This is a genomic window from Streptomyces sp. NPDC031111 (genome assembly GCF_055570675.1).
In genome coordinates this window covers 86772-108342 of record NZ_JBVIGS010000002.1, presented here as the reverse complement: position 1 = coordinate 108342, position 21571 = coordinate 86772, and the positions used below count along the sequence as shown (strand labels likewise).

General features: G+C 71.9%; 22 protein-coding genes and 1 pseudogene. 5 read left to right on the top strand and 18 right to left on the bottom strand.

Features of this window, described 5'->3' with window-relative positions; all coding sequences use genetic code 11:
• Position 1 precedes the first annotated feature (1 nt).
• Complete coding sequence (locus ACZ470_RS04170; protein ID WP_468424238.1) at positions 2 to 862, top strand: MaoC family dehydratase; 861 nt, start codon at positions 2 to 4, stop codon at positions 860 to 862.
• On the opposite strand, the gene ACZ470_RS04165 is transcribed toward ACZ470_RS04170, so the two are convergent.
• The 11 genes from ACZ470_RS04165 to ACZ470_RS04115 form a co-directional block, all read right to left on the bottom strand.
• Positions 832 to 1521, bottom strand: a complete 690-nt coding sequence (locus ACZ470_RS04165; RefSeq protein ID WP_468424236.1) for a TetR/AcrR family transcriptional regulator — start codon at positions 1519 to 1521, stop codon at positions 832 to 834. The genes ACZ470_RS04170 and ACZ470_RS04165 overlap by 31 nt on opposite strands.
• Positions 1522 to 1759: 238 nt before the next feature.
• The gene (locus ACZ470_RS04160) at positions 1760 to 3061 is read right to left on the bottom strand and encodes a dicarboxylate/amino acid:cation symporter (protein WP_468424234.1); all 1302 of its coding nucleotides are present in this window, start codon (positions 3059 to 3061) and stop codon (positions 1760 to 1762) included.
• Positions 3062 to 3119: 58 nt separating this feature from the next.
• Positions 3120 to 3206 carry a putative leader peptide gene (locus tag ACZ470_RS04155; RefSeq protein ID WP_311642580.1) on the bottom strand — a complete coding sequence of 29 codons (87 nt, stop codon included), beginning with the start codon at positions 3204 to 3206 and terminating at the stop codon, positions 3120 to 3122.
• Between the two features lie 176 nt (positions 3207 to 3382).
• Positions 3383 to 3694 carry a DUF4229 domain-containing protein gene (locus ACZ470_RS04150; protein ID WP_468425168.1) on the bottom strand — a complete coding sequence of 104 codons (312 nt, stop codon included), beginning with the start codon at positions 3692 to 3694 and terminating at the stop codon, positions 3383 to 3385.
• Between the two features lie 103 nt (positions 3695 to 3797).
• Positions 3798 to 4322, bottom strand: a complete 525-nt coding sequence (locus ACZ470_RS04145; RefSeq protein ID WP_468424232.1) for a GNAT family N-acetyltransferase — start codon at positions 4320 to 4322, stop codon at positions 3798 to 3800.
• Positions 4323 to 4338: 16 nt separating this feature from the next.
• Positions 4339 to 4977 carry a UdgX family uracil-DNA binding protein gene (locus tag ACZ470_RS04140; RefSeq protein WP_468424230.1) on the bottom strand — a complete coding sequence of 213 codons (639 nt, stop codon included), beginning with the start codon at positions 4975 to 4977 and terminating at the stop codon, positions 4339 to 4341.
• 253 nt (positions 4978 to 5230) lie between these two features.
• Entirely contained in the window at positions 5231 to 6394 is a 1164-nt protein-coding gene (mqnE, locus tag ACZ470_RS04135) for an aminofutalosine synthase MqnE (RefSeq protein ID WP_468424228.1), read from the bottom strand.
• A gap of 48 nt (positions 6395 to 6442) precedes the next feature.
• Positions 6443 to 6901: an Lrp/AsnC family transcriptional regulator gene (locus ACZ470_RS04130; protein ID WP_468424226.1), complete on the bottom strand. Its 459-nt coding sequence runs from the start codon at positions 6899 to 6901 to the stop codon at positions 6443 to 6445.
• A gap of 65 nt (positions 6902 to 6966) precedes the next feature.
• Positions 6967 to 7605 (bottom strand): UbiX family flavin prenyltransferase, encoded by a 639-nt coding sequence (locus ACZ470_RS04125; protein WP_468425166.1) that lies wholly within the window; start codon positions 7603 to 7605, stop codon positions 6967 to 6969.
• Between the two features lie 83 nt (positions 7606 to 7688).
• Complete coding sequence (gene mqnP, locus ACZ470_RS04120) at positions 7689 to 8594, bottom strand: menaquinone biosynthesis prenyltransferase MqnP (RefSeq protein ID WP_468424224.1); 906 nt, start codon at positions 8592 to 8594, stop codon at positions 7689 to 7691.
• Positions 8591 to 10048: a menaquinone biosynthesis decarboxylase gene (locus ACZ470_RS04115; protein WP_468424222.1), complete on the bottom strand. Its 1458-nt coding sequence runs from the start codon at positions 10046 to 10048 to the stop codon at positions 8591 to 8593. Before ACZ470_RS04115 ends, mqnP begins: the two co-directional genes overlap by 4 nt.
• Positions 10049 to 10114: 66 nt before the next feature.
• Here ACZ470_RS04115 and ACZ470_RS04110 point away from each other — a divergent pair, with 66 nt between their 5' ends.
• The gene (locus tag ACZ470_RS04110) at positions 10115 to 10450 is read left to right on the top strand and encodes a PLD nuclease N-terminal domain-containing protein (protein ID WP_468424221.1); all 336 of its coding nucleotides are present in this window, start codon (positions 10115 to 10117) and stop codon (positions 10448 to 10450) included.
• An 18-nt stretch (positions 10451 to 10468) separates the two neighbouring features.
• Here ACZ470_RS04110 and ACZ470_RS04105 read toward each other — a convergent pair whose 3' ends face one another.
• Together ACZ470_RS04105 and ACZ470_RS04100 are read right to left on the bottom strand one after the other, a co-directional pair.
• The gene (locus tag ACZ470_RS04105; protein ID WP_468424219.1) at positions 10469 to 10831 is read right to left on the bottom strand and encodes a DoxX family protein; all 363 of its coding nucleotides are present in this window, start codon (positions 10829 to 10831) and stop codon (positions 10469 to 10471) included.
• On the bottom strand, positions 10828 to 11337 hold the full coding sequence (locus ACZ470_RS04100; RefSeq protein ID WP_468424218.1) for a cupin domain-containing protein: 510 nt from the start codon (positions 11335 to 11337) through the stop codon (positions 10828 to 10830). The genes ACZ470_RS04105 and ACZ470_RS04100 overlap by 4 nt, the downstream gene beginning before the upstream one ends.
• An 81-nt stretch (positions 11338 to 11418) precedes the next feature.
• Between ACZ470_RS04100 and ACZ470_RS04095 the strand changes: the two genes are divergently transcribed.
• Entirely contained in the window at positions 11419 to 12333 is a 915-nt protein-coding gene (locus ACZ470_RS04095; protein ID WP_468424217.1) for a LysR family transcriptional regulator, read from the top strand.
• On the opposite strand, the gene ACZ470_RS04090 is transcribed toward ACZ470_RS04095, so the two are convergent.
• The gene (locus ACZ470_RS04090; RefSeq protein WP_468424215.1) at positions 12278 to 13789 is read right to left on the bottom strand and encodes a carboxylesterase/lipase family protein; all 1512 of its coding nucleotides are present in this window, start codon (positions 13787 to 13789) and stop codon (positions 12278 to 12280) included. The genes ACZ470_RS04095 and ACZ470_RS04090 overlap by 56 nt on opposite strands.
• Before the next feature lie 191 nt (positions 13790 to 13980).
• Here ACZ470_RS04090 and ACZ470_RS04085 point away from each other — a divergent pair.
• Positions 13981 to 14169, top strand: a pseudogene (locus ACZ470_RS04085) (PLD nuclease N-terminal domain-containing protein); the annotation flags it as partial.
• 26 nt (positions 14170 to 14195) lie between these two features.
• Here the strand turns inward: ACZ470_RS04085 and ACZ470_RS04080 are convergent.
• On the bottom strand, positions 14196 to 15992 hold the full coding sequence (locus ACZ470_RS04080) for a serine/threonine-protein kinase (protein ID WP_468424213.1): 1797 nt from the start codon (positions 15990 to 15992) through the stop codon (positions 14196 to 14198).
• Between the two features lie 173 nt (positions 15993 to 16165).
• Between ACZ470_RS04080 and ACZ470_RS04075 the strand changes: the two genes are divergently transcribed.
• Positions 16166 to 16765, top strand: a complete 600-nt coding sequence (locus tag ACZ470_RS04075) for a TetR/AcrR family transcriptional regulator (RefSeq protein ID WP_468424211.1) — start codon at positions 16166 to 16168, stop codon at positions 16763 to 16765.
• A gap of 24 nt (positions 16766 to 16789) precedes the next feature.
• Here ACZ470_RS04075 and ACZ470_RS04070 read toward each other — a convergent pair whose 3' ends face one another.
• The 3 genes from ACZ470_RS04070 to ACZ470_RS04060 all read right to left on the bottom strand — a co-directional run bounded on the left by ACZ470_RS04070 (position 16790) and on the right by ACZ470_RS04060 (position 21421).
• Positions 16790 to 16975 carry a hypothetical protein gene (locus ACZ470_RS04070; protein ID WP_468424209.1) on the bottom strand — a complete coding sequence of 62 codons (186 nt, stop codon included), beginning with the start codon at positions 16973 to 16975 and terminating at the stop codon, positions 16790 to 16792.
• Between the two features lie 16 nt (positions 16976 to 16991).
• Entirely contained in the window at positions 16992 to 19256 is a 2265-nt protein-coding gene (locus ACZ470_RS04065) for a serine/threonine-protein kinase (RefSeq protein WP_468424207.1), read from the bottom strand.
• A 71-nt stretch (positions 19257 to 19327) separates the two neighbouring features.
• Complete coding sequence (locus ACZ470_RS04060; protein ID WP_468424205.1) at positions 19328 to 21421, bottom strand: serine/threonine-protein kinase; 2094 nt, start codon at positions 21419 to 21421, stop codon at positions 19328 to 19330.
• Positions 21422 to 21571 lie beyond the last annotated feature (150 nt).

The following is a 21571-nucleotide window of genomic DNA, read 5'->3' as shown; positions in this document are numbered from 1 at the left end:
CATGACGTCCACACCGGCACCCCCGGCCGAGCTCGGGCTCGGCAAGTCCCCCGCCCTCGCGCCGCTCCTCGTGCGCGGGGCCCTGCTGTCCCCCTTCAAGCGCCCACGTCCCGACGCCGGTCACCCCCGCACCCGGCTGGTGCTGCCCGGTCTGCGCGTGGACGCCGCCCGCCTCGCCGCGTACGAGCGGGTCTGCGGCTTCCCGACCGGCGAGGACGCACTGCCGGTGACGTATCCGCACGTGCTGGGCTTTCCGCTCGCCATGCGGCTGATGAGCGCGCCGGACTTCCCGCTCCCGCTGCTGGGCCTCGTCCACACGTCGATACGGATCACCCGGCACCGGACGACACCGTCCACGGGCGCCTACGAACTGTCCGTGCACGTCGAGGGGTTGGCCCCGCACCGGCGCGGCACCGAGGCCGCCGTGGTCACCGAGCTGCGGGACGGCGGTGACCTCGTATGGGAGTCGCGGAGCACCTATCTGGCCCGGCACCGGACCGCCGACCGGCCCGCCGGGCCGAAGGAGCGGGAGCGCGAGCCGCTGCCCCGCGTCGAGGAGTGGCGGCTCGCCGGGGACGTCGGACGGCGCTACGGGGCCGCGTCCGGCGACCGCAACCCGATCCACCTCCACCCGCTCACCGCCCGGCTCTTCGGCTTCCCCCGCGCCATCGCGCACGGCATGTGGACCGTGGCCCGCTGCCTCGCCGCGCACGGTATCCCGGACGCGGCGGAGGTCCGGGCGGACTTCCGGGCGCCGGTGCTGCTGCCGGGGACGGTGACCTACGCGGCCGGGGGCGGGCGCTTCGAGCTGCGCGGCACCGGCGACCGGGTTCACCTCACTGGGGAGGTCCGCCCGGTCTGAGCGCCGGAGGCGCCGTCGTCGTCGGGCGGTGTCCAGTGCCGGCCGGCCATCAGGTCGCCGAGTCCGGCCCAGGCGAAGTTCATCAGGGTGGCCGCCGACTGCCGGGCCGTGACTCCGGGGGTGGCGTTGGCCCAGTCGGCGAGGGCCTCGGCGGCGCCGACCAGGGCCTCCGCGAGCCCGGACACCTCGTGTTCGGGGAGGTCGGGGTCGCGGTGGGCGTCACGGGCGGCGGCGAGTATGAGCTGCGTCACGAACGCCACTATCTCCGCGCGCATCGCGGCGACCTCGGCGGCGAACACCTCGCCGTGCGTACGGGCCTGGAGGTGCAGGACGGCCCAGCCGTCGGGGTACCGGGCGGTGTGCGTGAAGAACGCCGTCAGGCCCGACCAGAGCTGCCGGTCGGCCGGCAGACCCGGGCGGGCACCGGCGCGCACCGCCTCGGTGAGGGCCTTCGCCTCACGCCGGATGCAGGCGGTGAACAGGTCTTCCTTGGAGTTCAGGTACAGGTACACCAACGGCTTGGACACGCCCGCCAGTTCGGCGATCTCGTCCATCGACGCGGCCATGTACCCCCGTTGACCGAAGGTCCGTACGGCGGCGTCCAGCATCTGCTGCTCACGGACCGCACGCGGCATCCGCTTCGTCTTCACGGCACCCATATGGCTTAGCGTACGGGCCCGCGTACGAATCCCCGTCCGCCCTCGGACATGCCGCCGCCCGGAGGGCGGGCCTCGCGGCATCCGGTACCTGCTCCGGGGTCTCCCGCTCGAGCGCAGCCGAGAGTGGGGAGCGGGCCGGGCGTCGCGGGGCATGCGCGACTCCGGCGGGTACCCCCTGGGACATGCCGCCGCCCGCACCGGTCGGTGCGGGCGGCTGGTGGCCTTCGCGGCTGCCGGATCAGGCGGCCACGGCGACCTGCTGGGGCTCGTCGACCGGGGAGGCGTGGACGGAGTCGTACGCCTTCCGGTCGAGCAGGCCCTCCCGGGCGGAGACGATGACCGGAACCAGAGCCTGCCCGGCGACATTCGTCGCCGTGCGGATCATGTCCAGGATCGGGTCGATGGCGAGGAGCAGGCCCACGCCCTCCATGGGCAGGCCCAGCGTGGAGAGGGTGAGGGTCAGCATGACCGTCGCGCCGGTGAGGCCGGCCGTGGCGGCGGAGCCCACGACCGAGACGAACGCGATCAGCAGGTAGTCGCCGACGCCGAGCTGGATGTCGAAGATCTGGGCGACGAAGATCGCGGCGATGGCCGGGTAGATCGCGGCGCAGCCGTCCATCTTCGTGGTGGCGCCGAACGGGACGGCGAAGGAGGCGTACTCCTTCGGCACGCCGAGGCGCTCGGTGACCTTCTGGGTCAGCGGCATGGTGCCGACGGAGGAACGGGAGACGAAGGCCAGCTGGATGGCGGGCCAGGCGCCCTTGAAGAACTGGAGCGGGTTGACCTTGGCGACGGTCGCGAGCAGCGCCGGGTAGACGCCGAAGAGGACGAGCGCGCAGCCGACGTAGATGTCGGCGGTGAAGGTGGCGTACTTGCCGATCAGGTCCCAGCCGTAGGTGGCGATGGCGTTGCCGATGAGGCCGACCGTGCCGAGCGGGGCGAGGCGGATGACCCACCACAGGGCCTTCTGGAGGAGTTCGAGGACGGACTCGCTCAGGGTGAGGATCGGCTGGGCCTTCTCGCCGAGCTGGAGGGCGGCGATGCCGGCGACGGCGGCCATGAAGACGATCTGGAGCACGTTCAGCTCGGTGAACGGCGTGATGACGTCCGTCGGGACGATGCCGGTGAGGAAGTCGATCCAGGAGCCGGTCTTCTCGGGCGCGGCGCCGTCCGCCGGGGTGAGGCCGGTGCCGGAGCCCGGGTTGGTGATCAGGCCGATGGCCAGGCCGATCGCCACCGCGATCAGCGAGGTGATCATGAACCAGAGGAGGGTGCGCGAGGCCAGCCGGGCCGCGTTGTTGACCTTCCGCAGGTTGGTGATGGAGACCAGGATCGCGAAGAAGACGAGCGGGGCGACGGCCAGCTTCAGCAGGCCGATGAAGGTGCCGCCGACCTTCTCCAGGGTGGTGACGAGCCAGGAGACGTCCTGGCTGCGGGCGAGCCAGCCGAGCAGGACGCCCAGGACGAGGCCGGCGAGTATCTGGGCCCAGAAGGGCGCGCGTATGGGCAGCTTGAACTGCGTGTTCGTGGACACGGACATGCTCCGGTGAGGGGGACGCGTGAGGGATGTGACGTGGGACTCGGGTGGCGGCGGAACGTCAGGGACGACAGTTCGCGGCGGTGACCCGGCAGAGGTCCACGTGCAGGCGCGCCACGAGCGGAACACTCCGGGGCGTGGGGAACACGGCTGCTGACTTCACCCGGAGACCGTAACACCTGAACTTTGGGATCCTCAAAGCCTTACTTTGACAGGCGAGAGGTCAAACGCATCCATACAACGCAAAGCGCCCCGGTTTCCCAGGGCGTTCGGGAAGCCGGGGCGCCGACGTGCGGTGCGCGGTTGTGACGGAGATTACGGAGATTACGAGGCCTGGCCCTGCGCCTGCCCCTGCGCGCGGGCGGTGTCGTCGGCCGCGTCCTCCTGGTTGCGGTTGGCCTCCAGGTTGGCCTTGGCCCGCTCCACCCGCCGCACGATCCCCTCGGAGGCCCGGTCCCGCTCCTTGCGGAGCACGACGAGACTGATGGGGGCGGAGATCAGCAGCGCGAGCAGGATGACCCACAGGCCGTTGGAGTCGCCGAGGCCACGCGGGGCGAGGCCGGAGTAGACGAGGCCCCAGACGACCACGAGGCAGCCCACGAAGATCCCGAGGCGCATCAGCGTGTAGCGGAGCATCTCATCCACTCTTCCTACGTACGGCCGGAACGTCCCAAAGAGGCAAAGGGACCGCTTCCAGTGAAGCACGCCCGGCACCGGATCTTTCAGCCGGGTACGGGCCTCAGGTCAGCGGCAGCAGCATGACGATGTCGTCCCGGTCGTCGCCCGGGGCCACCCGGATCGCCTCGGGGACCCGGCCGACCTCCTTGTAGCCGCAGGAGGCGTAGAAGCGCTCCAGGCCGAGGCCGCCGCGGCAGGTGAGCCGGATCGCCTCGATGCCGTCGACGGTGCGGGCGGCCCGCTCGGCGGCGGCCATCAGGTCCCGGCCGTACCCCTTGCCCTGGTGGCGGGGGTGGACCATCACCGTGTACAGCCAGAGCCAGTGGGTCATCAGGTGGTGGGTGTTGAAGGTGAGGAACGCCGTCGCGGCCACCCGGCCCTCCTCGTCGTGCCCGACCAGCAGGCGGGAGCGCTCCTCCGCCATCGAGACGAGCTGGCGCACGAGTCCGGGGCGGATGTCCTCACGGGTCACGGGCGGCACGAAGCCGACCGCCCCGCCCGCGTTGGTGACATCGGTCCACAGATCGAGGATGCCGTCGCGGAGTTCGGGGGTGACGACGGGGTCGAACGTAAACGTAAGGGGCATGCGGCGATACTAACCATTACCCCAGGACTTGTGCAGCCACTTTCAGATCGGAGACCAGTCCGCGGTACGCCGCCTCCCGGTCGTCCGCCCGCAGCACCGAGGACGGGTGGACTGTGGGCACCAGCCGCTCGGGGTGTCCGTGGATCTCCGCCTCCAGTACGGTGCCGCGCACCTGGGTGACCCGGAAGGAGGAGCCGAGCAGGGCCTTCCCGGCGGTCGCGCCGAGCACGACGATCAGTTCCGGTTCGACGACGGAGAGCTCGGCGGCGAGCCACGGGCCGCAGGCGGTCATCTCCCTCAGGGAGGGGGCCTTGTGGATGCGGCGCTTACGGGGTTCGGCCTGGGTGAACTTGAAGTGCTTGACGGCGTTGGTGACGTACGCGTCCGCCGGGTCGAGGCCGGCTTCTTCGAGTGCGCGGTCGAGCAGGTGGCCGGCGGGGCCGACGAAGGGTTTGCCCTGGCGGTCCTCCTGGTCGCCGGGCTGCTCACCGACGAGCATGAGGCGGGCGGTCGCCTTGCCGGCGCCGAAGACGGTCTGGGTGGCGTCCCTGTGCAGGGGGCAACCTTTGCAGCTCGCGGCCGCTTTGCGCAGGGCGGGGAGACCGCCCCGGGTTGGCACGAAGGGTTCGGCGGTGTAGGCGTCCTCGGTCCCCATGCGGGCCGGGTACCCGCCGTCGGCGCTCGGACCCATGCCGGGTGCGGCCGAGTGGGGGCTGATCGCGCAGTTCCCCGCGCCCCTTTCAGGGACGTGCACTGGACGCCCCTGAAAGGGGCGCGGGGAACTGCGCGACCGGCCACACGCGACCCGCGCCTCGCGATGTGGCCCACCGAGTCGGGTGGTGGGTGGGCATAGGCCGGGGGTCCAGGGGGCGGGAGCCCCCTGGCGGGGTCGAAGGGGCGGAGCCCTTTCAGACGCGCATCGGCTGGGGCGACTCCCGACGCGACGGGTCCGGGCCGGCGTACTCGCGGATGATCTCGTACCGCGTGTTCCGCTCCACCGGGCGGAACCCGGCGTCCCGGATGAGGTCCAGGAGATCCTCCCGGGTCAGCTTGTTCGGCGTGCCGAAATCGTCCGCGTCGTGCGTGATCTTGTACTCGACGACCGACCCGTCCATGTCGTCCGCCCCGTGCTGCAACGCCAGCTGCGCCGTCTGCACACCGTGCATCACCCAGAACACCTTGACGTGCGGCACGTTGTCGAACAGCAGCCGCGACACCGCGAACGTCTTCAGCGCCTCCGCCCCCGTCGCCATCTGCGTCCGCGCCTGGAGCCGGTTGCGTACCTTGCCGTCCTTCATGTCCACGAAGTCGTGCTGGTAGCGCAGCGGGATGAAGACCTGGAAGCCGCCGGTCTCGTCCTGGAGCTCACGCAGCCGCAGCACATGGTCCACGCGGTGGCGCGGCTCCTCGATGTGGCCGTAGAGCATGGTGCACGGGGTCTTCAGACCCTTCTCGTGCGCCAGCCGGTGGATGCGCGACCAGTCCTCCCAGTGAGTGCGGTGGTCGACGATGTGCTGCCGCACCTCCCAGTCGAAGATCTCCGCGCCGCCGCCGGTGAGGGACTCCAGACCGGCGTCGATGAGTTCGTCGAGGATCTCGCTCGCGCTCAGCCCGGAGATCGTCTCGAAGTGGTGGATCTCCGTGGCGGTGAACGCCTTCAGCGAGACGTCCGGCAGCGCGGCCTTCAACTCCCTGAGCGAGCGCGGGTAGTAGCGCCACGGCAGGTTCGGGTGCAGCCCGTTGACGATGTGCAGCTCGGTGAGGTTCTCGCCCTCCATCGCCTTGGCGAGCTTCACCGCCTCCTCGATGCGCATCGTGTACGCGTCCTTCTCCCCCGGCTTGCGCTGGAAGGAGCAGTACGCGCAGGAGGCGGTGCACACGTTGGTCATGTTGAGGTGGCGGTTGACGTTGAAGTGCACGACGTCGCCGTTCTTGCGCGTCCTCACCTCGTGCGCCAGACCGCCCAGCCAGGCCAGGTCGTCCGACTCGTACAGCGCGATGCCGTCCTCGCGGGTCAGCCGCTCACCGGCCCTGACCTTCTCCTCCAGCTCGCGCTTGAGCCCGACGTCCATGCCGATCCCTCTTTTCCTCAGGCAGACTCCGTCAACCGTACGCCCCGCTCACGCCACTTCTTCGGGCAGCTCTCCGACGCGGTTCTCCCACTTGGTGGAGAGCACGATGGTCGTACGGGTCCGGGAGACGCCCTTGGTGCCGGACAGCCGGCGGATGATCTTCTCCAGGCCGTCCACGTCGGTGGCCCGCACCTTGAGCATGAAGGAGTCGTCGCCCGCGATGAACCAGCAGTCCTCGATCTCCTTCAGCTCCTTCAGCCGCTGCGCCACGTCCTCGTGGTCGGCGGCGTCGGACAGCGAGATGCCGATCAGGGCGGTGACGCCGAGGCCCAGCGAGGCGGCGTCCACGGTGGCGCGGTAGCCGGTGATGACACCGGCCGCCTCCAGCCGGTTGATGCGGTCGGTGACGCTGGGGCCCGACAGGCCGACGAGGCGTCCCAGCTCCGCGTAGGAGGCCCGCCCGTTCTCCCTCAGGGCCTGGATGAGCTGCCTGTCCACCGCGTCCATGCGATCGAAGCCTTCCACTGAAGAGGTCTGAAAGTTCTGCCCCTGCCGGGGTGTTGCGGGAGTGCTCAGTCCGTGCGGGATCCGCCGCCGAGTTCGCCCTCCCAGCGGCGGTAGAGCCGGTGCTCGACGCCCGCCGCGTCGAGTACGCGTCCGGCGACGAAGTCCACCAGGTCCTGGATGTGCGTCGCGCCCGCGTAGAAGGCCGGGGAGGCGGGCACCACGGTCGCGCCCGCGTCGTCCAGCGTGACCAGGTGCCGCAGGGTCTGGCCGTTGAGCGGGGTCTCCCGTACGGCCACCACCAGCGTGCGTCCCTCCTTCAGGGTGACGCTCGCCGCCCGCTGCAACAGGTCCTTGGACAGCCCGAGCGCCACCCCGGCCACACAGGCCGTGGAGGCGGGCACGATCAGCATGCCCTTGCTCGGGTACGACCCCGAGGAGGGCCCGGCCGCGAGGTCACCGGCGGCCCAGTGCCGTACGTCGTCGAGGTCGACGGAGAAGGTGCCCGGCTTGCCGTCCGCGCCCCGGGACAGCCATTCGCGCAGGTCGTCGCGCCAGTGGGCATCCCGGTACGCGATCCCGGTCTCGTCCAGCAGGGTGAGCCGCGAGGCCCGGCTGACGACGAGATCGACGCTCTCCCCCGCCGCCAGCAGCGCACGCAGCACAGCGGCTGCGTAGGGCGTCCCGGACGCCCCCGACACCCCCACGATCCAAGGCCTGCGCCCCGATTCTCCTGCGTTCACATCTTGAGCCTACCGGCGTGCGGGACGCGTCGGCCGTCAGGACCTGTTCAGACGGTCAGGCCCCGCACCAGCAGGTCCAGCAGCGCGCACACGAACAGGGCGATGCCGATGAAGCCGTTGACGCTGAAGAACGCCCGGTTGAGGCGGGTCAGGTCGTGCGGGCGGACGATGCGGTGCTCGTAGACGAAGGCTGCGGCCACGATCAGCAGGCCGAGCCAGAAGAACGCGCCGGCGTCGGTGAGCAGGGCGTACCAGACGAACAGGGCCGTGGTGACGGCGTGGCAGACGCGGGCGCCCCAGATCGCGGCGGGGATGCCGAACCGGGCCGGGACCGACTTCACGCCGATCTCCCGGTCGGTGTCGACGTCCTGGCAGGCGTAGATCAGGTCGAAGCCGCCGATCCAGACGCCGACCGCCAGACCGAGGACGACCGCGTCCCAGGACCACGACCCGCTGATCGCCAGCCAGCCGCCGACCGGGCCCATGGCCTGGGCGAGACCGAGGATGGCCTGCGGGAAGTTGGTGAACCGCTTGCCGTACGGATACACCACCATCGGGATCACGGCGACGGGCGCGAGGGCCAGGCAGAGCGGGTTGAGCAGGGCCGCCGCGCCGAGGAAGACGACGAGGGCGACGAGCGCGCCGATCCAGGCGTGGCGCACCGACATCGCGCCGGTGACCAGCTCGCGGTGCGCGGTGCGCGGGTTACGGGCGTCGATCTCGCGGTCGATGATCCGGTTGGCGGCCATCGCGAAGGTGCGCAGGCCGACCATGGCGAGGGTGACGAGCAGCAGCTTGCCCCAGTGGATGTTCCCGTCCCACTCGTACATCGCGGTGAGCGCGGCGATGTAGGCGAAGGGCAGGGCGAAGACCGAGTGCTCGATCATCACCAGGCGCAGGAAGGCCCTGGTGCGCCCCGGCTGCTGCGGAAGCGCGGCGGAGGCCGAGGTCACAGTCCGTACTCCTTCCAGCGGCGGTCGACCAGTGCGGCCGTGTCCGGGTCGGACTCGACCATGTCGGGCCAGCCGCCGTCGCGCGTGTACCCCTCCTCGGGCCACTTCCGCGTCGCGTCGATGCCCGCCTTGCCGCCCCAGAACTGCTGGTACGACGCGTGGTCGAGATGGTCGACGGGGCCTTCCACGACGGTGAGGTCACGGGCGTAGTCGGTGTTGCCGAGGGCCCGCCAGGAGACCTCGTGCAGGTCGTGGACGTCGCAGTCGGAGTCGACGACCACGATCAGCTTGGTCAGCGACATCATGTGGGCGCCCCAGATGGCGTGCATGACCTTCTGCGCGTGCTTGGGGTACTTCTTGTCGATCGAGACGATCGCGCAGTTGTGGAAGCCGCCGGACTCGGGGAGGTGGTAGTCCACGATGTCGGGGACGATGATCTTCAGCAGGGGCAGGAAGAACCGCTCGGTCGCCCGCCCCAGCGGGCCGTCCTCGGTCGGCGGCCGGCCGACCACGATCGACTGGAGCAGCGGACGCTTCCGCATCGTCACACAGTCGATGGTCAGCGCCGGGAACGGCTCCTGCGGGGTGTAGAAGCCGGTGTGGTCGCCGAACGGCCCCTCGGGCAGCATCTCGCCCGGTTCCAGCCAGCCCTCGATGACGACCTCGGCCTGGGCCGGGACCTGGAGCGGGACGGTCTTGCAGTCGACCATCTCGATCCGCCTGCCCTGGAGGAACCCGGCGAACAGGTACTCGTCGATGTCACCGGGGAGGGGGGCGGTGGAGGCGTACGTCACGGCGGGCGGGCAGCCGAAGGCGATGGCGACGGGCAGGCGCTCCCCGCGGCGGGCGGCCACCTGGTAGTGGTTGCGGCTGTCCTTGTGGATCTGCCAGTGCATGCCGATGGTGCGCCTGTCGTGGCGCTGGAGGCGGTAGAGACCGAGGTTGCGGACCCCGGTCTCCGGGTCCTTGGTGTGGGTCAGGCCCAGGTTGAAGAAGGAGCCGCCGTCCTTGGGCCAGGTGAACAGCGCCGGGAGCTGTTCGAGGTCCACGTCGTCGCCGTGCAGCACGACCTCGTGGACAGGCGCGTCCCCGGACTTCACCTTCTTCGGCGGTACGTGCGTCATCGCGCCGAGCTTCCCGAACGCCTCGCGCACCCCGACGAACCCGTGCGGCAGCTCGGGCTTGAGCAGACCGCCGATCTTCTCGCCGATCTCGGCGTACGACTTCAGGCCGAGCGCCTTCAGCAGGCGGCGGTCGGTGCCGTACACATTCATCGCGAGGGGCATGCGGGAGCCGCGCACGTTCTCGAAGAGCAGCGCGGGACCGCCGGCCTTGTTCACCCGGTCGACGATCTCGCCGACCTCCAGGTGCGGGTCGACCTCGGCCTTGATGCGCTTGAGGTCGCCCTCGCGCTCCAGCGCCCTGAGCAGGGAGCGAAGATCGTCGTAAGCCATGGGGTCAAGTATCCCCGAGCGGTTACCCTGGCCCTGTACCACCCACCGCTTTCGCTGGAGAGGCCCATGCTGCGGGTGCTGATGTTCCTCGTGCCACTGGCGCTGAGCGTGTACGCGTTCATCGACTGCATCAGCACGAAGGACGAGGACATCCGCCACATGCCCAAGCCGCTGTGGGCGATCCTGGTCCTGCTGTTCCCGCTGGTCGGGTCGATCTCCTGGCTGATCGCCGGCAAGAAGCGGCACCCCGCGGGCGGGGCCGTCGGTTCCGCCTGGAGCCGGGGCGGCGGTCGGCAACAGTGGGTGGCGCCGGACGACAACCCCGAGTTCCTGAAGTCGCTGGACGACGAGAAGGACAGGGACGACAAGCCGGGCGACGGCGAGCGCGGCGGACCCGCCTGACCGACCCTCCCCCGCGCCTCACAGCCAGGTCGTGGCGAGCGGGACGGTGACGGCCGCGACGAACAGGAGCGTGAGGTTGAGGGCGATCCCGCGGTCCCCGAGGCTCAGGTGCAGGCCGGTCGCGCAGATCTGGAGCACGACGAACCCGATGGCGGCGGCCAGGGACGTCCAGGGGGCCGTGCCGGTCAGCGGCGGGAGGACCAGCCCGGTCGCGCCGAGCACCTCGATCGCTCCGACGCCCCTGACGACCGGCATCGGTGTGCTGTCGACCCAGGCCATCATCGGCCGGAGCCGCTCACGGCTCCGCACCACTTTCAGGCCGCCGCCGTAGACGTAGAAGAGGGCCAGCGGTACGGCGACGATCCAGTACGCGACGTTCACGGTGCCGCCGTCCCGGGGAACTCGCCGGCGGGTTCGGTTGCGTACCGGCTCATCGTCCGGATGCTCTCGCTCGGGGTCGGGGTCCGGCCGCCCGCGCTCAGGTCGCGCAGGTCCCGGAAGTACTGCACGTACAGGTCGGGCGTGAACGTGCTGAGCATGACGGCCGGTTCGTCGGTCACGTTGGCGAAGGTGTGCGGTGCCCCGGGCGGGACCAGCACGAAGGTGCCCGCCGTCGCGTCGTGCCGTTCGTCCCCGACGGTGAAGCGCACCGAGCCGGAGACGACGTAGAAGCCTTCGTCGTGCCGGGCGTGGCGGTGCTGCGGCGGTCCGGGGGTGTGCGGGGCGAGGACGGACTCGGCCATCCCGAGGCGGTGGCCGGTGTTGCTGCCGTCCTCCAGGACGCGCATACGGGTGGTGCCCAGGACGATCGTCTCGCCGTCCTCCGGACGGACCACCGACACGGTGGGGTCCTCGGTCGGCCTGCTGGCACGGGGTTCGTCGGTCATGCTCCCGATTCCACCGCCGGGTCGGTACAGGCGTCCAAGACCTGTTCCGCGACGCCGATACCGAACGGGTATCGTCGCAGTATGGAGCTACGTTCGCTGCGCTATTTCGTGGCGGTCGCCGAGGAACTCCACTTCGGCCGGGCGGCGGCCCGCCTGCACATGAGCCAGCCGCCGCTGAGCCGGGCGATCAAGGCGCTGGAGACGGAGATCGGCGCCCCGCTGTTCGACCGGACCCCCGCCGGCGTCACCCTCACCGAGGTCGGGGCGGTGCTGCTGGACGAGGCACGGGGCCTGCTCGACCGGGCGGACCGGGTCCGCGTACGGGTGGCGGCCGCGGCCGGTACCGCCACCCTCGCCGTCGGCATCCTCGGGGACAGCACCGACCCCGGCGCCACCCGGCTGGCCGACGCCTACCGCCGGCGCCACCCGCACGTCGAGGTCGCCGTCCGCGAGACCGACCTGACCGACCCCACCTGCGGGCTGCACGCGGGACTGGTCGACGTGGCCCTGACCCGCGCGCCGTTCGACGAGACGGGCCTGACCGTGTGCGAGCTGCGCACCGACCCGGTGGGGGCGCTGCTGCGCGCCGACGATCCGCTGGCCCGCCACGACGCCCTGGAGCCGGCCGACCTGGCCGACCGCCGCTGGTTCCGGTTCCCCGAGGGCACCGACCCGCTCTGGGGGGCGTACTGGAGCGGCGGGCGGCCCCGCGAGGGGCCGGTGGTGCGCACCGTCCAGGAATGCCAGCAGGCGGTGCTGTGGAACGGCACGGTCGGCATGACCCTCCTGGAGCACGAACCCGCCGAGGGGCTCGTAGTGGTGCCGCTGACCGGCATGGCGCCGAGCCGGGTGGTGGCGGCGTGGCACGAGGGCGATCCGAACCCGCTGGTCCGCTCGTTCGTCCGGATCGCCCTCGCCGCCTACCGCGGGAACCAGGGGGTCACTGGGTCCACAGGTCGCACTTGTGGTCCCGCGGGAAGGTCGTCGAGGCCGTGATCGCCTCGGGAGCGAGCACCTGCACCTTGGGGTACTGGTTCCAGCGCGGGGCGCCCGCCGCGTACGGGACGCCGGTGTGCGCGAAGTTGGTCCAGTAGCCGAGCATCTTCGCCGCCAGGGCGTTCTGGGCGGGGGTGCCCGAGACGCCACCGAAGACGTAGCGGATCTCGGAGCCGTGCGGGGCGCCGATGGGGAAGCCGATCGGCAGCTCCAGGTAGTCCATGGCGTGGCGGTCGGCGAACTCGTACTGGTAGGAGCGGGTGTGAGCGGCCATCAGCTGGGCCGTGCGGGACTGGAGGCAGGCGAACTGCGCGTCGGTGAGGATCGCGCCGAGGGCCTCGGCGGGGGTGCTGTACTCCGTCAGCGGATAGCGGGCGAGGATCGCGTCGGACCGGTCGCCGTAGAGGGCGCGGACGGCCACCGGGTAACCGGCCGCGGTGAGTGGGCGACCGGCCAGGTCGTAGGTCGTCGCCACGGTGAGGCGGCCCTCGTCGGCGGTGGTGCCCTGGAGGACGGGCACCCGGTGGAACCGGCCGCTCTCCAGCGCGTCCGTGATCTGGAGGGGCAGCACCCGGCCGTCGACGTTGGGGACCCAGCGGGCGCCCGGGTTCAGCGAGGCCGCGAGCAGCTCGTCGGCCGGCCTGGACCGCAGGCAGGCCACGTCGGCGCAGCCCAGGGAGCCGGCCCAGGACGCGCCGGTGCGCTGCTGCGACTCCTGGGTGGGCAGGGGGAATCCGCAGCCCGACTGGGCGATGGCACGGTCGAACAGGCCGGCCGCGCGGGGCGAGACCAGGTGCTGGCAGACGCTGCCGCCGCCCGCCGACTCCCCGAAGATCGTCACCTGGTCGGGATCACCGCCGAACGCCGCGATGTTCTGCCGCACCCAGCGCAGGGCCGCCTGCTGGTCGAGCAGGCCGTAGTTGCCGGAGACGGCCGTCGGGGACTCCTCGGCCAGGCCCGGGTGCGCGAGGTAACCGAACGCGCCGAGGCGGTAGTTGAGTGTCACGACGACCACGTCGCCCCGGGCGGCCAGTTCGCCGCCGTCGTAGAAGGTCCCGGAGCCGTTGGTGAAGCCTCCGCCGTGCATCCAGACCATCACGGGCCGGCCGGGCAGGGAGCGCTCGGGCGTGTGGACGTTGAGGTAGAGGCAGTCCTCGCTGGGGGTGCCGGGCCCGGCCAGATCACCCCAGGGGGTCGACGAGTTCGCCTGCATGCAGGGGTTGCCGGGGGTGGTGGCGTCGCGGACACCCGACCAGCGCTCCGGCGGGGCGGGCGGCTTCCAGCGCAGGTCCCCGACCGGCGGTGCGGCGTAGGGGATGCCGAGGTAGGCGTTGGCGGACTCCCCCGCCTCGCCCCGCACCTGCCCGTACCGGGTGGTGACGGTCGTGTCGTCGGCCGCCGCGGCGGGCGTGGCGCCCAGACCGGCCGCCGACAGCAGGAGGGCGCCCGTCAGCACCCCCCGTAAGCGGCGCGTCCACGTCGGTGACGGGCGTTGCGGTGTCCTTGCCTTGCGACGTGCGAGCGGACCGGGCATCGGCACCTCCGGTTACGGGGTCGGGTGGTGGCACAGCCACCGAAGTGTCGACGTCCCCGCCCGTCCCCCGCATCGCGTGAATCACCGGTCTCCCCGCCGGCCCGCCCCGCACGCCCAAGCCGCTGTGGGCGATCCTCGTCCTGCTGTTCCCGCTGGTCGGGTCGATCTCCTGGCTGATCGCCGGCAGGAAGCGGCACCCCGCGGGCGGGGCCGTCGGTTCCGCCTGGAGCCGGGGCGGCGGCCGACAACAGTGGGTGGCGCCGGACGAGCCGGGCGACGGCGAGCGCGGCAGGCCCGCCTGACCGACCCTCCCCCGCGTCGGCCCGGGTCAGCCCCGGGTCCAGCTCTGGGCCGCCGAACCGGAGCACGTCCGCCGCATGATCATTCCGCTCGGTGAGGCGTGCTCCAGACACATGCCGTTGTTCACGAGGATCACGGTGCCGCCCGAACCGAGTCGCCACTCCTGGGCGTTGTCGGCGCCGCAGGTCCCGGTGTGCATCGAGCCGTAGGCGGACAGGCAGTTGCCGGTCGCCTGGTGGACGATCCGGTAGGTGCCGGACGAGACACCGCGCAGGCTCCAGCGGGCCGTCGCGGTGGTGCAGCCGCCTCCGGCGACCGTGCCGTACGAGGCGCTGTCGGAGGCGACGAGGCACTTGCCGCTCGACGCGTTGCGGAGGGTGAAGCCGCCCGTCGACGGGGGTTTGGTCCCCGTTCCCGTGCCGGAGTCGGAGTCGTCCCCGCCGCCGTCCCCACCCCCGTTGCCGCCCGAGCCGTCGCTCGTGCCGGCGTCGCCGTCGCCCTTCGCGCCCCCGTCGTCCGTGTCCGGGCCGGCGCCCGCGTTCTCCGCCCCGGAGGCGGTCGCCGACTCCTTGGATCCGGCGCCCGGCTTCTTGGTGGAGGACTCGTCGGCGGACGGTGACGGCTTCGCGGACCCGCCCGGGGTTCCGGAAGGCGTCGCGGCGGCGGAGACCGTGACCGACGAGGACGAAGGGGTGGGCCCCGCCTTGTCGTCGGCGTCGAAGGTGTACGGCAGAAGCTGGAAGGCGAGGGTGGCGCCCGTCGCGACGACAACGACGGGGATGATCACGGGGATCACCCGGGTCCGGCGACCGCGCTTCTCCCGCGCCGGCGCGGACGCCTCGGGCTTTTCCGGCTCCTCCGGTTCTCCCTCCGCTTCTTGTGGCTCCTCCGGCGGCGGCACAACGGTCGGCGTCCGCTCCGCGAAGACGGCCCGTTCGGTCAGCTGTGCGGTGACGGCCTCCGGCCACAGGGGCGGGGTGAACGGGCCGTGCCGGTCGGCGAGTTCGACGAGCTCGGCGGCGGTGGGCCGGCCCTCGTAGTCCTTGTCCAGACAGGCCGCGACGACCTCGGCGAACTCGGGGTCCAGGGCGCGTACGGCGCCGAGGTCCGGTTCCTGGTGCACGATCCGGTAGAGGACGCCGTGGCCGGACTCGTCGCCGAAGGGCGGCCGGCCGCTCGCCGCGTACGCGAGGACCGAGCCGAGCGCGAAGACATCGACCGCCCCGGTCGACTTCTGGGCCCCCGAGGCCTGTTCGGGGGACATGTAGGCGGGAGTGCCCACCACCATGCCGGTCCGGGTGAGCCGGCTCTGCTCGGCGGCACGGGCCACACCGAAGTCGATGAGGGTGAGGCCGTCGAGGGTGAGCATGACGTTGGACGGCTTGATGTCGCGGTGCACCATGTCCAGCGCGTGGACCGCGGCGAGGCTCGCGGCGGCCTCGCGCAGCAGCAGCCACAGGGCGTCGGCGGGCAGCGGTCCCGCGTGGGCGTCGAGCGCTTCGCGCAGGGTGAGGCCGGGGACGTAGGCGGTGGCGAACCACGGGGGCAGTGCGGTGCGGTCGCCCGCGAGCAGCGGGGCGGTGGCGTGTTCGGGTAAGCGGGCGAGGTTGTCCAGCTCGTGTCCGAAGCGGCGCAGGAAGTCCTTGTCCTCGGCGACGACCGACGGCAGCAGTTGTTTGACCGCGGCGTACCGCCCCTCGTGCACACCGAGGTAGACGCGGCCCATGCCACCGGCTCCGAGCCGTCCGAGGAGCGGTATCGGTCCGATCCGCCGCGGGTCCTCGTCCTCCAGCGGCTCGGCGCCGCTTCCAGCCAGCTCGATCACGCCTGCCCCGTTGTCGATCCGTCGTCGCGCCACCCGGTGGGGGCCGCCCGCTCCCCCGGCTGCGGGCGGACTCGCACCCGGGCAGGGTCAGTCTGGCCCACGGCGAGCTAGGATTGGAAGGGGATTCTAGAAATTCACTCCAGAAAACACCGGGAAGGTACAACGGCCCTGCGATGAGCCCCAAGCAGCACCGCGGTGAGGTCACCGCCGAACGGCTTCTGGACGCGGCGCTGCGGGTCTACGCGGAGTCGGGCGACCGTGGCTTCACCGTCAACGCGATCACCGGGGCCAGCGGTGTCAGCCTGGGCAGCCTGTACCACCATTTCGGCAGTCTGGACGGCCTGGTGAGCGCGCTGCTGGTGCGGTGGCTGGAGCGGCTGATGACCGAGATGGTCACGGCGGTGGAGCGGGCGGACTCCGCGCGGGCCGGCGTCCGGGCCATTGTCCACGCGTACCTCGCCTTCGTCCGGGAGCACCGGGAGGCGGCCCTCCTGCTGCACTCCTCCCGTGCCGACCAGATCGGCATGGAGCAGGCCAGGATGCTCCGTGACGCCCAGGAGGCCCGGCTGACACCGCTGGCCGAGTGGGCGCGTCACCACGTCGGGACGGGCGAACTCGCCCCGTTGTCCCTGCCGTTGATCGAGTCCCTCGTCCTGGGCCCGGTCATCGGCGCGAGCCGCCGCTGGCTGACCCTCGGCGACATCGACCTCGACGAGGCCGCCGCCGAGCTGCCGGACCGGATCTGGCGGTCGATCAGCGCGGATCCGGAGTGAACGCGGCCACGTCTCGGGAAGGAGTCAGCGCGGGCGGGACCACGACAGGATCGACAGCAGATGGGCCGGGACCACCACCCAGGTGATCACGGCGAGCGCGCCCAGCGCCCAGCGGGTCGGCTCGATGCCGCCGGTCGCCGGGTCGGCAACCGCGGCGGCCAGGAGGGCCGGCGACGCCCCGATACCGTCCGGCTCCCGCGGACCGGTCACGGGAGCCCACCCGCGTTCAGGTGCCGGTGAGGAAGATCCTTCCCCCGTGCAGGCGTCCGTCGCCGCCGTCGAAGTAGACCCGGTCACCGATGACGGCCGCGTCGGGGTCGCCGGACGACAGGCGCGTCTCGGCCGACGCTCCGGTGCGAGCGTCCGCGGCGTGCAGGGTGCCGGCCTTGGTGCTGAAAAGCAGCGAGCCGTCCAGCAGGCCGTGCAGCTCGGGGTCGCGTTCGGTCGCCTCCGCCCACAGTGGTCTGCCGGAGCCGGCGTCGACCGCGTGCACGGAACCGGTTTCGTAGTCGCTGGTCCCGCTTCCGAGCCCGCCGTGGACGACGCCGTCCGCGACCACGAGCGGATCGAGCCACTGTTTCACCACCTCGGTGTCCGCGTCGTAGATCCACCGCCGCGTGCCCCGCCGGGCGTCGACGGCGTGGAGGACACCGCGGTCGTCACCGAAGTAGACCGTGCCGTCCGACACCTTGATCGCCGTCACCTCGCCCGGATAGGGCTGATTCGTTCTCGAGTTGTACCGCCACAACTGGTTGCCCGTCTCCGCGTCCCAGGCGCAGAAGTAGGTGTCGTCCGGCTCCCGCACCCCGCCGTAGACGACCCCGTCCACGACCGCGAGGGCATCGGACAGGAGGTACTCGGTCTCGAGGGTCCACTTCAGCCGCCCGGTGGCGGCGTCCACCGCGGACACGGCCCACCTGGCGGGAAGTTCGGCTTCCTCGGGAAGGTCATACATGGCGTTCACGAAGACGGTGCCGTCGGCCACCACCACCCGCCTGTAGTTGTCGAACGTCGTTCCGCGTGGCGTGTGCGCCCGCGCGTCCACGCTCCAGACCCGCTTGCCGCTGTCCACGTCGATGCCCTGGATCGTGCCGTCCTCGTCGCCGGAGACCACCGCCAGCCCGTCGCTGACGCCCTCGAAGGACAACGCGCCCGGATCGTCGTACGTCCACGCCGGGTCGCCGTCGGCGGCGTCCACCGCGTGCAACCGGCCGTCCTCGCCCTCGCCGACCAGCTTCCCGCGGACGACCTCCGGCCGCCGTAGCTCCATGCCCGACGGCCACACCTCCCGCACCGTCAGCTGCTTCGCGGCGGCCGTGGGGCTGCCGGAGCCGGCGGCGTCGTCACCCGGACCGGAGGAGCCCGAGAAGGCTCGGGGCAGCAGCAGGCCACCGACGACGGCCAGGACGACGAAGGCGCCGGCCGCGGCGAGGACCGCTGCACGCCGCCGGGGCGCTCCCCGCGGACGGGCGGACGAGGGGCCTGTGGACGGCGCGCCGAGCCGGGCCGTGGCGACGGCGGTCGGCGCCGGACCCACCGTGACGGTCGGCAGGTCCGCGTCCGCCCGCGTCGTGGCGGCCGGCTGCGGCTGCGGCTCGGTGGCCAGCGCGGCGATGTCGGCGGCGACCGGCGCGGGCAGCCACGTGTCGGCGGTGAACGTGCCCCTGGTGCCGTCGTCCGCCTCCCAGCGGCCCAGTTCCCCGATGAGTTCGGACACCCCGGGCCGCTGCCGCGGGTCCTTGGCCAGGCACCGGGCGACCAGCTCGGCGAGACCGTCCGGCACATGCTCCAGGTCGGGATCCTCATGGACGACGCGGTAGTTGACGCCGTACGCGGGGCCGCCGCCGAACGGGCCGGTGCCGGTCGCCGCGTACGCCAGCAGCGCACCCAGCGCGAACACGTCACCGGGAGGCCCCACCTCGCGGCCGACCAACTGCTCGGGCGGGAGGTAGCCGGGGCTGCCGACCAGGGCCCCCGTGGCGGTCAGCTTGGTGTCGTCGGCGGCCACCGAGATCCCGAAGTCGATCACACGGGGTCCGTCCGGCGCCAGGAGCACGTTCGACGGCTTCAGGTCACGGTGCACCACGTCGGCCCGGTGGATCGCGTCCAGGGCCTCCGCCAGCCCGGATCCCAGGGCCCGCACGGACCTCTCCGGCCACCCGCCGTGCGCCGCGACCGCCGTACCCAGCGCGACACCCGCCACGTAGGCGGTGGCCAGCCACGGCAGGTCCGCGTCCGGGTCCGCGTCGACCACGGGCGCGGTGAACGGGCCGGCGACCCGCCGTGCCGCCGCCACCTCCCGCCCGAACCGCCTGCGGAAGGCGGGGTCCTCAGCCAGTTCCTCGTGCACCACCTTCACTGCGGCCGCCCGGCCGCCCGGCGAACTGGCCAGGTAGACCCGCCCCATCCCGCCCGAGCCGAGCCGAGCGAGGATCCGGTACGGGCCGACCCGCTCGGGATCGCCCGTCCGAAGTGGTACGTACGCCTGCACTCCGCCACTCCTCTCCTGGTCTGTCTCCCGCCCGGTGGCCCCGGTGCCGTCACGCCCGTACGAGGTGCGAATCAGGTGGCGACCCGGTAGGCGGCCAGCCGGACCGGGGCGGCGGCAAGGCCGCCCCGCTCGGTGACCACGATGTCGCCGATGACGTGAACGGCCACTTCCTCTCCCCTCCCCAGCGACTCCCGCCACCCGGGCCTTCCGCTGCGGATGTCGAGCGCGGTCATGGTGTTGTCCGAGTCGGTGACGAGGAGGGTGTCGGCCACCACGTCCAGGGACCTCACCTCGTCGGTCTCCTGCTTCCGCCGCCACCGCTGCTCTCCGGTGTCCGCGTCGAAGGCGGAGACGTAGGCGTCGTTCTCGAAGTACACGGTTCCGTCCGCCACTTGCGGCATGCCCGCACCGTCGCCGAGCCTGCCGTCCCACAGCTCTGCCTCGAACGTGCGGCGCCACACCTCCTCCCCCGAACGCGTGTCGACGGCGTACAGGGAGCCGTCCAGGGTGCCGAAGTAGACCTTGCCGTCCGCCACCGCGAGGCCCGTCACCGCGTCGCTCGCGGCCTGGTGTGTCCACTTCTGCTTGTGGGTTCGGAGATCGACGGCGATCAGCTTGTTCTCGCTGTGCACGAGGAACGCGTCGTCGGTGACGGCGATGTCGCTGCCGTCGGCGTTGGTGTCGAACCCGTAGTCCCACAGCTTGTCACCCGTGCGTGTGTCGAGGACGTAGAAGAAGAAGTCCATGTGCGCGTAGGCCACGCCGTCCACGACCACCGGGGAGGGGTGGAAGGTGTGGTCCATGTACCGCCAGCGGTGGTCACCACTGTCCGCGTCCACCGCGTACAAGTGGTCGTTGCTGCCGTAGTACAGGAGGCCGCCCGAGACGGCGGTGACCCGGATGTCGTTGCCCACGCTCTTCAGGTGGCCTGTGTCCTGGCTGACGTCGTCGACCCGCATCCGGCGGTCCCAGCGCCGCGAGCCGTCGGTGACGTCCAAGGCGGTGATCCGGTGGCGTTCCGCATGCTGGAGGTAGAGCATCTCCTCCGACGTGGCGGCCAGTGTCTGTCCGTCGGTCAGGGTGTGCGTCCAGAGCTGCTCCAGGTTGGCCGGCCGGGCGGGGCTCTTGTCGTCCTCGTCGGCAGCCACCCTCCACAGCGCGGTGCCGGTCGCGATGACGGCGAGTGCGGTCGCGGTGGCGAAAACCGTCCGCAGGCGGCGGCGCCGGGTGCCGGACGGCAGGGGGACGGGGGCGGGCGCTATCGTGCCGTCCCCCGAACGGGGCAGGGGCTCGGTGGGGGTCTCGGCCCTCAGCCGGCCGGCCGAGTCGGCGACCGGGCCCGGCAGCCATCCGGCGGTCGCCGACTCGCCCAGTTCGTCCAGCAGCCACTCCACCGTGGGCCGCTGCGCCGGGTCCTTCGTGAGGCACCGGGCCACCACGCCGGCGAGCGCGGGCGCCAGGCCGCTGAGGTCCGGGGCCTCGTGCACGACCCGGTAGTTGACTGCGTGCGACGCCCCGCCGCCGAACGGGCCGACGCCCGCAGCCGCGTACGCCAGTACCGCCCCCAGGGCGAACACGTCACCGGCCGGCCCGGACTCCTCGTGGCGTAACTGCTCGGGAGGGATGAAACCGGGGGTTCCGATCACCGTCCCCGTCTGAGTGAGCGCGGTGTCGCCGACCGCCGCCGAGATTCCGAAGTCGATGACCCTGGGACCGTCCGGTGCCAGCAGGACGTTGGACGGCTTCAGGTCCCGGTGCACCAGGTCCGCGGCGTGCACCGCGGCCAGTGCCTCAGCCAGGGCTGCGCCAAGGCCGCGTACCGCCTCCTCCGGCCACACCCCGTGCCGGGCCACCGCGTCCTGGAGCGAGAGTCCGGGCACGTATTCCGTGGCCAGCCAGGCCGGGTCGCCCTGCGGATCGGCGTCCACCACCGCGGCGGTGAAGAACCCCGTCACCCGTCGGGCCGCCGCGACCTCCCGCACGAAACGCTGCCGGAATCCCTCGTCCCGCAGCAGCGCCTCCCTCACCACCTTCACCGCCACCGCACGTCCACCGGGCGAACGGGCCAGGTACACGCGTCCCATGCCGCCCTGGCCCAGTCGGGCCAGCAGCCGGTACCGCCCCACCCGTACCGGATCCCCCTCCGTCAGTGGTGTCGACGCCACCGTCCCGCCCCTTCTCGTACGCGACCACGCGGCCCGCCGCCTCAACGGGCCCTCCCTGCACCGGACTCCGGGTAACACCCCCACGGTTCCCCCTGGGCACGCCGGTCATCCCCGGTACGGCGGGCTCTGCCTGGAAACTCACGTCACGGA